Source organism: Pedobacter sp. 05T44 (assembly GCF_056395985.1).
Genome location: NZ_JBFTKO010000007.1, coordinates 214026 through 229774 on the forward strand (window position 1 = coordinate 214026; position 15749 = coordinate 229774).

13 protein-coding genes are annotated in these 15749 nt (G+C 42.1%); 5 read left to right on the forward strand and 8 right to left on the reverse strand.

Annotated features, from left to right (window positions below):
* The first annotated feature begins 8 nt into the window (after positions 1-8).
* Both AC1DDK_RS13540 and AC1DDK_RS13545 read left to right on the forward strand, forming a co-directional pair.
* Positions 9-1097 carry a winged helix DNA-binding domain-containing protein gene (locus tag AC1DDK_RS13540; protein ID WP_288881175.1) on the forward strand — a complete coding sequence of 363 codons (1089 nt, stop codon included), beginning with the start codon at positions 9-11 and terminating at the stop codon, positions 1095-1097.
* A 29-nt stretch (positions 1098-1126) separates the two neighbouring features.
* Positions 1127-1678 (forward strand): YfiT family bacillithiol transferase, encoded by a 552-nt coding sequence (locus AC1DDK_RS13545; RefSeq protein ID WP_172659459.1) that lies wholly within the window; start codon positions 1127-1129, stop codon positions 1676-1678.
* On the opposite strand, the gene AC1DDK_RS13550 is transcribed toward AC1DDK_RS13545, so the two are convergent.
* Positions 1671-2891, reverse strand: coding sequence for an ABC transporter permease (locus tag AC1DDK_RS13550; RefSeq protein ID WP_048907082.1), 1221 nt, complete (start codon positions 2889-2891; stop codon positions 1671-1673). The genes AC1DDK_RS13545 and AC1DDK_RS13550 overlap by 8 nt on opposite strands.
* Positions 2892-2995: 104 nt before the next feature.
* Positions 2996-6460 (reverse strand): patatin-like phospholipase family protein, encoded by a 3465-nt coding sequence (locus AC1DDK_RS13555; RefSeq protein WP_337716369.1) that lies wholly within the window; start codon positions 6458-6460, stop codon positions 2996-2998.
* 337 nt (positions 6461-6797) lie between these two features.
* Between AC1DDK_RS13555 and AC1DDK_RS13560 the strand changes: the two genes are divergently transcribed.
* The 3 genes from AC1DDK_RS13560 to AC1DDK_RS13570 are packed head-to-tail and all read left to right on the forward strand — an operon-like array spanning position 6798 to position 10508.
* Positions 6798-7877, forward strand: coding sequence for an AI-2E family transporter (locus tag AC1DDK_RS13560; RefSeq protein ID WP_288881183.1), 1080 nt, complete (start codon positions 6798-6800; stop codon positions 7875-7877).
* Positions 7874-9199, forward strand: a complete 1326-nt coding sequence (locus AC1DDK_RS13565; RefSeq protein ID WP_288881186.1) for a paraquat-inducible protein A — start codon at positions 7874-7876, stop codon at positions 9197-9199. Before AC1DDK_RS13560 ends, AC1DDK_RS13565 begins: the two co-directional genes overlap by 4 nt.
* A complete protein-coding gene (locus AC1DDK_RS13570; protein WP_337716368.1) occupies positions 9186-10508 on the forward strand; it encodes a paraquat-inducible protein A in 1323 nt (440 codons plus the stop codon). Before AC1DDK_RS13565 ends, AC1DDK_RS13570 begins: the two co-directional genes overlap by 14 nt.
* Before the next feature lie 2 nt (positions 10509-10510).
* Here the strand turns inward: AC1DDK_RS13570 and AC1DDK_RS13575 are convergent, their stop codons facing one another.
* From AC1DDK_RS13575 to AC1DDK_RS13600, 6 genes are all read right to left on the reverse strand, one after another.
* Complete coding sequence (locus AC1DDK_RS13575; protein ID WP_288881191.1) at positions 10511-11047, reverse strand: pyridoxamine 5'-phosphate oxidase family protein; 537 nt, start codon at positions 11045-11047, stop codon at positions 10511-10513.
* Positions 11048-11134: 87 nt separating this feature from the next.
* Positions 11135-12361 carry a PAS domain-containing sensor histidine kinase gene (locus AC1DDK_RS13580; RefSeq protein WP_172659453.1) on the reverse strand — a complete coding sequence of 409 codons (1227 nt, stop codon included), beginning with the start codon at positions 12359-12361 and terminating at the stop codon, positions 11135-11137.
* 6 nt (positions 12362-12367) lie between these two features.
* Positions 12368-12664 carry a circadian clock KaiB family protein gene (locus tag AC1DDK_RS13585; protein ID WP_288881196.1) on the reverse strand — a complete coding sequence of 99 codons (297 nt, stop codon included), beginning with the start codon at positions 12662-12664 and terminating at the stop codon, positions 12368-12370.
* Positions 12654-12962 (reverse strand): circadian clock KaiB family protein, encoded by a 309-nt coding sequence (locus tag AC1DDK_RS13590; RefSeq protein WP_172659451.1) that lies wholly within the window; start codon positions 12960-12962, stop codon positions 12654-12656. Before AC1DDK_RS13590 ends, AC1DDK_RS13585 begins: the two co-directional genes overlap by 11 nt.
* The gene (gene kaiC / locus AC1DDK_RS13595; RefSeq protein ID WP_288881198.1) at positions 12962-14686 is read right to left on the reverse strand and encodes a circadian clock protein KaiC; all 1725 of its coding nucleotides are present in this window, start codon (positions 14684-14686) and stop codon (positions 12962-12964) included. The genes AC1DDK_RS13590 and kaiC overlap by 1 nt, the downstream gene beginning before the upstream one ends.
* Positions 14687-14960: 274 nt before the next feature.
* A complete protein-coding gene (locus AC1DDK_RS13600; RefSeq protein ID WP_288881201.1) occupies positions 14961-15734 on the reverse strand; it encodes a DUF72 domain-containing protein in 774 nt (257 codons plus the stop codon).
* Positions 15735-15749: the final 15 nt, after the last annotated feature.

Genomic DNA, 15749 nt, shown 5'->3' on the forward strand with positions numbered 1-15749 from the left:
ATCCCTATATGAATGTTTCTGACATTATTAATTACCGGCTCTTTAATCAGCAAATTGCCAAAACTTCGTTTAGTACTCCTCAGGAAATCGTGAGATGGATGGTGGCCATGCAGGCGCAGGAATATGCGATGTCGAAATGGGCAATTGGTTTGCGGTTAAACAATGTTACCGATGCGGATGTAGAAAAAGCCTTTAATGATGGCCAAATACTAAGGACTCACTTGCTTCGCCCTACCTGGCATTTTGCAACTCCAGAGGACATTAGATGGTTGCTTGAGCTTACTGCTCCCAGAATTCGTAAAGCCATGGCTTATTACGAAAGGGAGCTTGAACTTGACAGCAAGCTTTTTAATAAATGCAATGATATTATTGGTAAGGCATTAACCGGTGGCCATCACCTTACCCGACTTGAGTTGAGTGATCTGTTTCAAAATAATGGGATCAGTTTAAATGGCAGACAAATGGGTCATGTAATGATGAATGCGGAGATGGACTGTTTGGTGTGTAGTGGCAGGCGCGAAGGCAAACAATTTACTTATGCTTTATTTGATGAAAGAGCGTCAACTGCGATCTCGATAGCTAAAGATGAGGCTTTATTATTGCTAGCCGAACGATATTTTACAAGCAGAGGGCCTGCTACACTTAAGGATTTCTCAGTGTGGTCTGGCCTAACCATTACCGATGCAAAAAAGGCTGGTGCTATGCTTGATAGCAAGGTATTTACCAAAGAGGTATTTGACGGTAATGAATACCTGCTAAAAAGGGAAACATTAGAGTTGGCATTGGATGCTTCTTTAGCTAAAAAGATTCAAAAGAGTTTCCTGATGCCTGATTACGATGAGTATGGTATGGGATACATTGATCGCACTGCAATATTTAATCCGATAAAATTAACCAGTGAGTTTAGGAAGAAAAACCCTGTGTTCGACAGAATGATTATTGTTGACGGCATAATTGAGGGGACATGGAAAAGGACTATAAAAGGCAAATCTGTAGTTGTTGAGACTTGTCTTTTTAGGGAATTAAACAAAGCAAAATCAGAGGCTGTTAAGAAATCGGTAAACAGATTTGTTAAGTTTACTGGTAGTAGTGAATGATTTGCATTAGATATAAATAAACCACCAAAATGACTTCAACTGAGTTAGAAAAATTACGTTACCCAATTGGAAAGTTCGAGCAACCTGCTCAAATCACTAAAGCTTTATTGGATGGTTATATTGCTACTATTGCTTCGTTTCCTGAAGCTTTAAGGAAAGAGGTAGCTCATTTAAGTGATGCACAACTAGACACTCCTTACAGGCCAGGAGGCTGGACAGTTAGACAGGTGGTTCATCATTGTGCCGACAGCCATATGAACAGCCAGATAAGACTGAAATGGGCTTTGACCGAAGATAGCCCTGTAATAAAGGCTTATTATGAAGAAAGATGGGCTGAACTAGCGGATAGCAGGGGGTTGCCAGTTGAATCGAGTCTGAGGATTTTGGAGGGACTTCATCAGCGATGGGTGTTTCTACTAAATTCACTTACTGCAGAAGAATTGGAAAGGGATTTTATACATCCGGAACATGGCAGAAGTATAAAGATTAATGAAAATACCGGTTTGTATGACTGGCATTGCCGTCACCACCTTGCTCATATTACTGAATTGAAAAAGAGGCAAGGCTGGCTTTCTATTTAAACCTGATTGCTTTTAAAGGACTTATCCTGCTCACCAATAACGAAGGTATAATAAGTACCACAAAACAAATTACAATTGTAGAGATGTTTAACAGTAACACATCGGTAAATTGTATTTCAATTGGCACATACGCCAGGTAATAAGACGTTTGATCTAATTTAAAAATATGGGTATGGGTTTGCAGAAAGGCTAAGCCAAGCCCCAGAACATTGCCCAATATTACTCCAATTCCTACCAGGTAAAGGGCATTATAGAGGAATATTTTCATTACACTAAAATCTGTCATACCAAAGGTTTTTAGCATACCGATCATATTGGTGCGTTCCAGTATCATGATTAATAAAGCGGTAATCATATTGATTACGCCTACTACCATCATTAATGCAAGGATAATTTTTGTGTTTACATCTAACAGGGATAGCCAGGTAAATATTGCCGGAAAATAGTCTTGAACGGATTCTGACTTCAGCTTTGTTTCCAGTTCTGTGTAAATATTTGTTGAAACGGTTTTAAGATTAGCAAAATTCTTAATTCTGATCTCTATACCCCCTATTTCATTAGGCTTCCAGTTGTTTAAACGGCGGATCAGATTAAGATCGCCCATTACAAAGCCTTTGTCGATCTCTTCTACACCAATATCATAAATTCCGACTATTTTAAATGGTCGCCTGCGAGGAGGATCCTGTACGAAATGCATGATAAAGTCGTCGCCTGTTTTTAGTTTAAGGCGGTTGGCAGTAAATTGAGAGATCATGATCTGCTTGGTGGCGGCAGCACTATCGGCAAAGTTTATAACTGTTCCGCTTACCAGGTGTTTACGTATATAATCCCAGTTAAAGGTCTTATCTATGCCTTTAAAATTTATGCCTTCAACTTCATCATTAGCAGAAATGATGGCTGGTTTTGTTGCATAGGGTTGAAAATATTCGATATCGGGATTGCTTTTAAGCTTGGCTATAGTTTCGGGTTCAGGTACAAAAGGCGACAGTTCAAATGAATTGTTAAGATCAAACTTAAAGATTCTCACATCGCCAATGTAACCTCTTACTTTTTCCTGTATCTCGCTTTTAAAGCCTTTAATAATCGCAACCGAAAGCATCATTACAGCAAGACTGAGCATTACCCCTGCTATAGCAATACGAACTATTAGTTTTGAGAATGTGCGCTCAGATTTTACTGCTATGCGCCCTGCTATGAAATATTCTGTATTCAACCTCTTGCAATAAATTGTAACGTAGCAAAAATGCATTTTTTATTTCATTAATATTCTGTTTATTCTTTAATGAATAAAAGACATGAAGGTTGACTTGTTATTGATTATCCATTGGGAAGGTATAGTTCCTTCAGATCGTCTATGGAATGATAGCCCAGTTTTCGGTAACTTTCAAACTGAGCCTCGTCAAAAAACTGGTCGCCTGTTGATTGGTGGGGGAAATCCGTATTTGCTAAGGCATATTCGCGGATATCCACCGGTTCATCGCCTGTCAGTGATGCTTTGATGTAAATCAATGTTCCTTTCTTCTGCGCATATCCGGGATAGGTGATATAGCCTCTTGCAATGTGTGCCGAATCCCTGTCTTTTAACTTGCTGGTAATGTTTTTCAGGTCAATATTGATCTCAACACCAAAATCAATACGACAACGCCTGATTGCATTTGCAAATCCTTCACAGGTTCCTTCCTGATCCTGTTCTCCATCTCCTATCAGGATATAACTACATCGCCTGCGTACCAGTTCATAAAGCCCCATGTTGTCAAAATGGCCCCCATCTGATAGGCATACGTATTTCATATCTATATCGGACTTCCCGACCAAGTCTCTCAACAAGTACAGTAACCCGAGTTTCGGATCCTGCATTTTCCAGCGATCACGCCTTGGATTGCCTATCCACCAGCCCAGCCGTACATTGAACAGGGTCATTAAAAATGCCATGGTTGCAGAGGAATGATATCCCCAGTTTGGGCTTACCGCAGCACCTGATATAGCCATGGCTGTTCCCAGGGTGGGTCCTCCGTTTTTATTGGAAAACTTTTCAGTCGGCCGGTAACCATATTCGTACACATTGTCAATGTTATAGGTCGATGAGCGGGTTGGACTAAAGTCATAGCCGCAATATAATGGAGAAAAGATAAAAGACTCAGCCATCCGGTCCTGACGGTCCAGCGCTGATACCACTGTTGAGTTTAGCGCGGCATTGATGATCGGAAAAGGACCGAAATAGCCGTTTTCTACTTTCATAGAAGACAATATGATGTCATCGTTGGTATCAAACCCGGTAAATGGATTGGCCGTTTTAACCCGATCTTCCCTTGTACGGGTTGCACCAAGGAAAGCCCTGATCAGCCGGTTGCGGTAAAAGTGATGCAGAGAGAATTCATTGACACCCACACGCCAGCTTAAAACCAAGGTCAATGCTGCCAGAATAACAGTAATATAAAGGTTTTGCCCGTAGAAATCATTTGAATATGCACTGGTCTCATGTCTGATCCCCTCGTTAATCCAGGAGCCGATCAGCAAAATACCAATCATAAACAGAAAGGGTACAACCTTGATCAGTACACTGATAATGTTCGCAGACTTACCGGATTCTTCATCCCTGGATTCAAATGCCTTTTTCACCCCCCAGCCAATAATGCCGGCCCATCCTCCCCAAGCCACGGGAATCATTGCACTGGGTTTTTCAGGCCATAGGTCAGGCATGATCAAACAGGCAAAGGTTACAATTATCCAGAGCAGCATGAAACGGTGGATGTAACCTCCTAACCTGCCCCACCATTCACGCCTGTAATCTGGAAACAGATTTCCCATCAGCGCCATCCTGGTGATCACTGCGACAGAGAAGATTTCCATTACTATTGGGGCGCCCAATACCAACATTATTTTTTGAGGTGCAATTTTGGTGAATGAAGGCGCAACACGGTAAAAGTAAGCGACGAATTCCCAGAATAATATTATCAGTAAGGCGAACAATGCAGAGGCCACTGCCGATGAAAGCAGTATGGCAATGACCGTTGGACTGGAAATCCGGGGCACATTTTCTGTTCTTCCTTTAACATTGGCTTTACCCAGCTCGATCAGGTCTTCCCGTTTATGATAATTACCCCAAATCGCAAGCCATAAAAAGGCCAGAAAAGCGCCTAAAGAAAGTGCCAGCATCAACCATTTTCGCTGCCCGGTATCATCAGTGTATGGGTATATCGCATTAAAATAGATGCTGATTGCCAGAGCACAAATGCTCGCCCAGGCAACTAAAATATTTGGAATGATTCTTTTTATTTCGGTTAGTGAGGAGAAGCTAAGCGACAGTTTCTCCCAGATGCTTCTGAGCACCCCTTTATGTGCCTGCTTATCTCTCTGGTAAAAAGAACGCATCGCAATTGCGGCCAGTACCGACCCAATAGCGAGCATGACAAAAGTGGAAATCAGAATGTTTCTTGGACTAAGCATAGTAACCTTGCCTTTCAGCAGATTCCAGGTATCATACAGATCAGAGATTGCTGACAAGACAGTCAGCAGGATCAGCAGCAGTACAACCTGGTTGATGACTGTGTTTCTAAGCCAGGTCATCCCCGATCCCCAAGCATCGGGTGACATAATCCCCACATTAGGAGACAGGTAGTTGCTGAACATTCGCAGCCAGCGGACCGGACGGACTTCATCGGCCAATGGATCTCCGGATCTATCAGGACATAGGCGATCAGTAACTTTGCTTAATGAGCCGGATCGCTTGATCCAGGAGTTTAACCAGGCACCGATATACCCTCCGCCAGAGACGGTAGACATATAATCAAATTCTTTCAAGACATTCAGATTGGCCAGCCGCTGCAAGATGCCCAAATTGAAAGTAGCCGAGCGGATTCCACCACCGGAAAGTGCAATTCCCATCAGGCCCATCTCACCTGCTTTACACATCGGATCAAAGACCCCATCATCCAACGCATCGCTGTCTGTGTTTTCTCTTTTATCCTCCGCAGGGTTTTTGCTTGCGATATCGTATTCTGCTTTTCTTGCTCTTCTGGCTTTTGTGATTTCAACCAACTCATCGCGGAAAAGTGTTTCAAAGGGCAAAGCCCTTTCTTCCTTAAGCATTGTCAAAAGCTTCCGGTCATTAATCAGGTATTCTTTGGCCAGCTCCGTTTTTCCCTTCCACCACCCCAGATAGGCTTTTCTGTCAGAGGTACTCAATATACCTGGTCCATGTTCTTTAATGATCGGGTGTTCGGGACTTTCATCAGAGAATTCATACAACTGATAAAGTCGTATCCGGTATGGGCTTGTTACCGTTCCTGCCAATACTGAAACGACCTGAAGCGGCATGTAACGAAGTTTTTCCACCAGAGCAATCCGCTCTTTTGGTTCATTGTATAACAAGGCCCTGATCTGCTGCCTCCAGAAAAAAGGTGGCTGAAAAAGAATCAGCACTTCATTTTCCTCCTTTTTACCAACAAAGGGAAGCCAGGAAAACAATCTTTTTTCAGGATGATCTTCACCGGGTATTTTAGTTGACAGCCATTGTAAAAGACCTAGAGTACTTGTAAAATAACGATATGAAAGATTTGCCGGGTCCTCCATGGCGGGACTATGCCAGATTAAATCTTTAATCTGCTCCTGTTGATTGGGTGTAAGCTCCTCAACTTCGATGTCTTCAACAGTAAGGTTCAACCAGCTTTTCTTGGTCAGCAGCTTTTGATCTAAATGATCGGAGGCTTTGCCTTTTAAAATGTCCTGATAGAGGATAATATAACAAACAGCTTCTGCTGTAAGGTCAGTAACAATGTCCATATCAATTAAACTCCCGGTTTGGTTAAACGCTAAAACAAGGCAAATTTTGAAAAGCGGCCAATGGTATCAGCCAGAGTGCTATAAATAATTTGTATGCATTTTTTTATTAATCAGTATTATATCAGTGTTGGTGCAAATCAATGCCAAATACAGCAATTGCCCATAGTAAGAATATTGAAGTTAGAACTCCGCATCGTCAATTGCAATAGTTAGAAATAGTCATTTTTAGCCACGGGACCTAATGGAATGATTTAATGGCTAATCCGCAACAAATAATTGAGTATTGATAAAACTACTTGGGTTAAATATTGTTAGGTGAAGGAAGCACTCAACAGCTATGCAAAAAGACTACCCCTTTTATATCAAAGTCCCGATTATACTATTAGGCATAGTGATCGCAGTTTTTATTTTATCAGTATTAAGAGACATTCTTGTCCCACTTGCATTTGCCGGACTGATTGCCATTCTTCTAAACCCATTGTCTAACAGGCTGGAAAGAAAAGTACCCAAAATTATCGCCATTATCATCTCCATGTTAATTGCAATCATTGTGCTGGCTGGCGTGCTGTATCTTCTTTCCTCCCAGGTTACTCATTTTTTTGATGATCTGGATGCCATCAAGCACAAATTAAGCACGTTACTTCACGATCTTCAGATATGGGTCCAAAAATCCTTCGGATTTTCGGCAAGCAAGCAGACCAAAATGATCACCGAAGCGGCTAACAGCAGCAAAGGCATGATCGGCCAAACGCTTACAGGCGTAATGGGCATTTTAAGCGTGATCTTTTTGATCCCGGTATATGTTTTCCTGCTTATGCTCTATAAAACACTTATCCTTAATTTCCTTTATGAAGTTTTTTCTGAAGAGAATCAAACTAAAGTGGCTGAAATCCTTAGCGAGACAAAAGGTGCTATCCAGAGCTATATTGTAGGGCTGCTCATCGAAACTTCCATCGTTGCCGTACTCAATTCAGCTGCATTGTTAATACTGGGTGTACAGAATGCAATTCTTATAGGGGTGATCGGGGCTATCCTGAACCTGTTGCCCTATATCGGTGGCATCATCGCTATTGCCTTACCTGTATTAATGGCAACCTTGACCACTGATGGTTTTACCACACAACTGCTGATTATTGCCGCATATGCGTTTATCCAATTTTTGGACAATAACATACTTGTCCCAAGAATCGTGTCCTCCAAGGTTCAGATCAATGCGCTGATATCAATTGTGATCGTGTTGCTAGGGGCAGCCCTATGGGGAGTTCCGGGTATGTTTTTATCGATCCCTGTTATCGCGGTACTAAAAATAATATTCGACAGGATAAACGGACTTAAACCCTGGGGGAAACTGCTTGGAGACAATGTGCCAACCGAACATATGGGGCAGCTTAAAAGGTTCACCAAAAGAAAAAAATGATGGACCTTGAAAAAACGATTTTGAAGAAGGGATCAATTGTTCCAAGGTTGCTGCTCATACTAGGCCTTGCTATATTTTTATGCGGGGAAGGATATTTTGGCTATCAGCTGCACAAACTCTCAGGCCAGCAGGAAGAGATCAAACAGGATTATTCCGATGTGAATAACATTACCCTAGGGGTTTTTTCCGTAGAGCAATGGCGGGACAAAGTAGCTGGCATTGTGAATCACCAGATCCGTGATTTTACCCTGACTCCAAAACAGAAGAAAGAACTACGGAAAGAGGTTGAGCAAATCATTCTCGCACTGATCGACAAGGCAGAAGCACTGGTAAATAAACCTAAGAAAACCATTGATGGTAAAATAAAAAAGTTCGTTATCAAAACCTTTGTTAATACAGACAAAATTCGGGAGCAGGTTCCAGGCTTCGCCACAGAAATACTTGCAAAGGCTTATAACCCGGCTAACAAAAAGCAGCTTAGCAAAACGGCCATGTCAAAGTTTGATGCCCTGGAACGTGCGGAATATTTAGACAGTACGGTGGCTGCAACTAAGGCGGCAACTGATAAGGTCTATAAAAGATATAATGTAAATTCAACTGAAGAATTAAACGATAAACTGATCTCATCACTATCACGCATCAGGACAGCAACTTACAATTATTCATTCGCCATGCTAGGCTGCATTGTGGTTGTACTATCCTTGTGGTGGATATTCAGGAAACGGGTAGAGTTGCATGCCACCCTCTTTATCATGTCACTGATGTTTGCATTCATATTGCTTGCGGTAGGGTTAACTGCATCCATGATCGAAGTTGACGCACGCATTAAATCACTGGACTTTGTGTTACTCGGCGAACATGTCACCTTTGAAAACCAGGTGCTGTTTTTTCAAAGCAAAAGCATTCTTGATGTGGTAAAAGTGCTTATTGCGCAACCGGCTGTAGATTCGGTATTGGTGGGTATTTTGATACTGGTCTTCAGCATCTTGTTCCCGGTAATGAAGCTGAGCGCTACCGGAATCCATCTGCTAAGCAAAAGGAAAATTGCTGAGAATAAAATCATCAAGTACTTTGCCTTTCAATCGGGCAAGTGGAGCATGGCTGATGTTATTGTCATTGCGATACTGATGGTATACATAGGCTTGAACGGCTTACTGGACAGTCAACTAAGGAGCCTGAATATAAAGAGTGACGATCTGACTGTGCTGACCACCCACAATACTGCGCTGCAGCCAGGCTACATTATATTCATCAGCTTCGTGCTATACGGGCTTATTTTGTCGACCATACTAAAATATATTACTCCTTATGACGCCCACTAGAAAAACGATGTTGCTTAAAATCCTGCTTATCGCCGGGTTAAGTGTCCTACTCTGCGGAGAGGCCTATTTTGGTTACCGGGTATCTACACTTTCTAAGCATCAAGAAGAGATAAAGGAAGATTATAGTGTGGCCAACAACATTACCTTTGGCATTTTCTCGGTAGATCAGTGGCGGGAGAAGATTGCCAAAGTGGTGGACGGAAAGATCAGTGACTTCGACATGACGGCAGAACAGAAAAAAGACCTTCAGGAAAAAGTTGAAAAACAGCTAAACGGTCTTGTCAATAAGGCAGTAGCCGAAGTGAATAAACCCCAAAAGAGTATTGGCGGTAAGCTCAAAAAATTGGCCTTCAATGCATTAGTGGACACCGATGACCTTCATGCACAGGTACCCTCATTTGCCAGTACCATTGTGAACAGGATCAACAGACCAGCAAGTAAGAAAAGGCTCAAAAGTATCGTGACCAGTAAAGTAGATCAGTTGGAGAAGGAAACCTACGACAATACCAAGCCAGCCAGTGCTACGGTTAGCAGTCATATCTACAGTAAATACCGCGTTTCAAATGCAGGAGATTTTGAAAAAACGATCAATTCAAAGCTGATCACAATACGTAAACAAACTTACAATTATGCATACGCGATGGTTGGCTGCGTCTTATTGGCCCTTTGCCTTTGGCTATTGATGAAAAAACAGGTAAGCCTTCATACTCCGCTTTATATCCTCTCCCTTTTATTTGCTTTTATCCTCCTGCTGGTGGGTATCACCGCTACGATCATAGAAGTTGACGCCCGCATCCAATCGCTTAATTTTACGCTTCTTGGGGAGAAATTAGCTTTTCAAAACCAGGTCCTATTTTTTCAGAGCAAGAGTATACTAGGCATCATAAAGGCACTAATTGATCAGCCAAAGCCGGACGCAATATTGGTTGGCATATTGATTCTGTTATTTGTTGTCATCCTCCCTGTACTGCGAATGATTGGAAAGGGCATCCAGATATGGGGCAAAGATAAATATGCAGAGAATAACGTGGTCAGGTACTTGGCTTTTGACTTGGGTAAATGGGACATGGCCGATGTCATGGTTGTCGGTATTGCAATGACCTATATTGGCTTGAACGGAATCTTAAAGAGTCAGCTCTCGAACCTGAATATACATGAAGAGGTCTTATCCACTGTAACGCAAAACAACACCTCGCTGCAACCCGGTTATTTTATTTTTGTGGGCTATGTCGCATATGCAGGCATATTATCCTTGATTTTAAAGCGCATAACACCAATAGAGACAAAATCCGCTACAGCAAAAATGTGATTTTATACTTTGAGCTGGCCTTCTATGGAATCGTCTAATGTCTTACCTATTGCGGCACCGATCAGCATTTTAACGCCTGCAACCAAGTTGCCGTTTTTTGTACCCCAATAATAACCATCACCAGGACTTACTTTAATTAATGATATCCTAGGATCATTTTCTCCTTCTGTAAACCAGGTTTTCATGAGCGGCTTCCAGAGCGCCTTGATTTTTGCCTTATCATCATGAATGGTTGCTGTACCGGTTAAATACAGGAAGTCCGAATATTTGGAGCCTTTAAAGTAGAGCTTTACTTCAGGCGCCATCTTAATTTCCAGATTGGTATGACTATCATTGGCACTAACCAACCAAAGGTCTCCGTTATCTTCTACTTGCTGTATACTCATTGGCCGAACCCCCATAGAAGGCCCTGTTTCCGCCTTTGTACAGAAAAAACAAATGTCCGACTCCGCAATGAGTTCTCTGATTTTTTCCACTGCGTCCTTGTTATTCAAGTTTTCGTAATTTTCTTCCGGCTGGTTTTGATTAATGCTATTCATAATTTTTGGCTTTGTTCTTTGGTTAACAAGCCCCCCCCGTAAATGTTTGCATTTTGTTAATGTTCTTGATCATTCCGAACACCTTGCTTAACTTATTGATGGTAACAATACATAGAAGGTTGACCCTTTGCCGAGGTTACTGACAACTCCCATTTCTCCCTCATGAGACTTTACAATTTCCTCGGAGATATAAAGGCCCATTCCTAAGCCCCCTGCCAGAACACTGGCTTCATCCACGCGATAAAAACGATCAAAAATTTTCCCGAGCTGCAGCTCAGTCATACCAATACCGTAATCCGTAACGGCAATTCTGACCATATCGCCATCCGCGGAGACCTTAATAAGAGCATTCCGATTTTCAGGAGAATATTTCACGGCGTTGCTGATCATATTCATCACTACCTGTTCCAACCGCTCCTGATTGCCCAATACAAAAAAATCACCTTCAGCGTCGAGTCTCAGTTTAAAATCAGGAAACATATAACCAGCATTTTCAATGCATGTTCTCACAAGGAAGCTTATCTCAACTTTGGTTTTACTGAAGTTTAGTTTGCCCGCTTGTATCTTACTCACATCCAGCAGGTCGTTCACTAATATCTCCAGTTTATTTAAAGAACCAGAAGCCTTAGTGATTAGCATGGTGAACTGGTCGGGGATACTGTCATTACTGTACCTGGAGATTAATTGTAAATACGCCTTCAAACTGGTCATGGGTGTTTTGAGTTCATGACTGGCAATGCTGATAAATTCATCTTTTCGCTTAATCATTTCGGTCTTGGCCGTTAAATCTGCAGCTTTATTTTGAGCCTCTATCTGCTGTGTCAAATCTGTACAAATGATGCTTAAGGCCGTACCATCTTCCATATCGAGATTGGTAAATGAAAGCTGAACGGGCATTTCTTTACCACTATTTGTAGTTAGGACTTCTTTGGTTTTATAATCACGCAGCCCTTCAGCGGATAAAACAATGCTTAATTTTTCAGCGGTATACCCACCGATAAATTCATCAAAGTGCCTTCCGATAATCTCATCCAAGGTTATGGCACACATGTCCGCAAAATAGCTATTGCAGTAAAGTATGACACCCGAACTGTTCAGTGTAACCGCTCCCTGCTGCATTTTTTCGATTAAGACCCTAAAGGTACGGTCGGCACTTTTAAGTGTATAGATCTGATGGCCGGATGTGCCCTGCACCACTAGGGCATCTACCATTCCAGTTCTGATGGCCTCTATCGTGTCAGTGGCTTCCTCCAGTTGATGCCGTAATTCCGCCAATTCGGCTTCCAGTTGCTCCTTTGTATTTTCGTACTGCATAACTATTTAGATCGCTATATCTGAGGGATTAATGCCCAGTCCGCGCAAAACTCTGGCCCGATCAGACATGTCGCCTATCAAATGCCGCGTGGGGGTCGGATTTTTTCTGATTAAAGTGGGGAGGGCAATGATCTGCTCTTGCTTTGCTAGCTCCGGTTGCTGATATACATCCACCACTTCCAGTTTATAATTTCCTTTAAGGTGTATTTCGCAAATTTGCTTGAGGTTATTTAATGCGCGCACAGAATTCGGCGACGCGCCAGAAATAAACAGCACCAGTCGATATTGTGAGCTATTTGACATCCACACTCGATTTTACAGAGATGATATTTAAACCGACAAGAACTTTCTCCTCATTACTGAGATCCCCGATAATTTTACGGATCGGCACCGGAACTTTTCTTACCAGGGTTGGCACGGCAAAAATCTGGTCGCCTTCGGCCAATTGTGGCTTCTCTAGCAAATCGATCACTTCTATTTTATATTTGCCATGTAAATGTTCTTCACAATACTTCTTAAGATTGCTTAGCGCACTTACAGACTTTGGTGTCTTACCGGCGATGTACAGCCTTAATTCCCAGGTTTGTTCCGTCGTCCCCATTATTTCTTTGCTTTAATGCTCTTGCGTTTTTCAATCATCTCCCTTCGGTTATCTTCTTGTATTTTATGTTTCAATTCTTCTTCAAGATATACCTTGTTTAGTTCCTCTTCCACAGATTCGAATTCGGTCTGCAATCCGGCGATCTTCGCTTCCAGCAACTTACGTTTTCTGCTAATTTCACGATCTTTACGACTAACCGCCTGACCGTGCAGGGCCTGTCCCGTTTGCTCACGTAAAATATGTGCTTCTCTTGCCGAACCGACCAGAACACCATCTGGACCCAGGTAAACATCTACCAACTCCAGACCTTCGTCTGCGATGATAAATTCCCTGATCTGGTTAGAGTGTCCCATACCTCTCGATTTCATCACATATAAACCACGGTTGCGCTCGCCATTTGACTCAATATCCCGGATGAGCAGCCAGGCGTCTACTAAAGAAGATATTCCCTCATCTGTCTGCTCATTGAAAGTGTTATTTAAGGAAAGTGCGGTAAACATTACCGTGATACCCTCGTTTTGCAGGTAATCCACCAACCTGATCAACATAGACTTTACTTCACTTACTGATCCTACAGTAATAAGATTGGTAACCGGATCAAGGACCACAATATCAGGTTTAAACCGTTTAATATTCTTATGGATAGCGACCAGATGCATCTCTAGCCCATGTAAGGTTGGCCTGGAAGCATGGAATTCCAGGAGGCCAGATTTTATATGGTTATTCAAATCAATGCCAATAGAACGCATATTTCTAATGATTTGATGAGGTGACTCTTCAAAAGCAAAATAGATGCATTTTTTACCATCCAAACAATTGGCGTTTGCAAACGAAGATGCAATACTGGTTTTACCTGTACCGGCAGTGCCGGAAATCAGGATGCTGCTTCCCTTGTAAAATCCAGCGCCGCCCAGCATTGTATCAAGGCTGGCGATCCCTGAAGAGATCGATTCTGTAGAAACTGCGGAATCCAGTTGTAAGGAAGTGACGGGCAGTACAGAAATGCCGTCTTCGTCAATTAAAAAGGGATATTCATTAGTACCATGTACAGAACCGCGATATTTAACGATTCTCAGCAACCGCGTTGAAATCTGGTTACTGATCCTGTTCTCTAACAGAATTACACAGTCAGATACATATTCCTCTAAGCCCTGCCGGGTTAAAGAGTTGTCACCTCGCTCACCAGTAATGATTGCAGTAACACCTTTTTCTTTTAACCACTGGAAGAGTCTGCGGATTTCAGACCTTAATACAGTTTGGTTGTCTAATCCTGCAAAAAGATTTTCAATGGTATCTAATACAACGCGCTTTGCACCTATACTGTCTATCGCATAACCGAGCCTAATGAAAAGGCCCTCGAGATCATATTCACCCGTCTCTTCAATTTCGCTCCTTTCAATATGAACGTGGTCTATTCTGATCAGCTTATCTTCAATCAACTGATTCAAATCAAAGCCCAGGGAAGCAACGTTCACGGCCAACTCATCTGCTTTCTCTTCAAATGCCATAAATACACCTGGCTCATTGTAAATTAACGCCCCCCGCACAATAAATTCTATAGACATAAGCGTTTTACCACACCCAGCCGAGCCGCATATCAAGGTAGGTCTGCCAACTGGAAGACCACCCTCGGTTATCTCGTCCAAACCATTAATTCCTGTTCGTGATTTCGGCAGTAGCCCTGCTTTTTTCTGATCCTGCAGTTTATTTATTTTCTTAGTCATTATAATCGGACACTTTTCTAAATCTATCAAATAATTATTAAATTTCAGGATTAGCTAGTTGCCTTAAGCCTCATCCTTTTAATTCGCTTAATTCGCGTTTCTTAACCCATAATACCAGTTACAATCCCCGGAGATTTCACGCTTTACCAAAGCATATCTTACTCTCTTTGTTAAAATATTAATGAAAAACAGTTAAACACCCATATTGTTTGCAATACACCAAACACGTAGTAAGGATGGGATGAAGTGATGTCGCTTAAACAGACTACATCGATCAATTGTTATTCAGAGCCAGAGTCCCCACCAGATCACTAAGCGTAAACAGGTTACTTATCGCTTCTCCCATGGTGTTGTTAAAATAGCTGTACACGGTTTTTCCTTCTGAAATCCAATCATTAATGTAGCTTGCATACTCATAAAGCAGCTCATCCTCATAACTTCCCCTATAACTGCCTCCCGGTCCATGAAAGCGCAGGTATACGAAAGGAAGCTCGCTTTCCATCATGGGTGTTACCGCTGGCGGCTTATCTTGGATCACCATCGCCATTCGGTAATCTTCCAGTAGCCTGTATACTACATCACTATAAAGGGAAACGTGCCGGAATTCCAGAGCGATGTTCCAGGTGTAATGCGGATCACTTTTACGCAGGACACTCATTAGGAGCTCCAGCTGCTTTAAATTACCTATTCGCACACTCGGCGGAAACTGGACCAAAACACAACCTCTTTTATCCCCCACAAATGAGATAACTTCCATAAAAGCACTTACCGCCTGCGGATCAAAAGCCAGCTCCTTGTTGTGAGTAATCTCTTTGGAAAGTTTAAAAGTAAATCTGAATGTTTCGGGTACATCCTCAGCCCATTTCTTCACCGTAGAAGCCATCGGAACTTTGTAAAAAGAGCTGTTGACTTCTATACTGTTCATGATCGAACTGTAGAAACATAATCTACTTTTATCTTTAAATTCCTCCGGATAGAAAAGTTTATTGCGAACCGGCAGCAATAAGCCACTGGTTCCTGAATAATAATTTGCTAAGTAGGACTTCATAAAAAGTATTTTTAA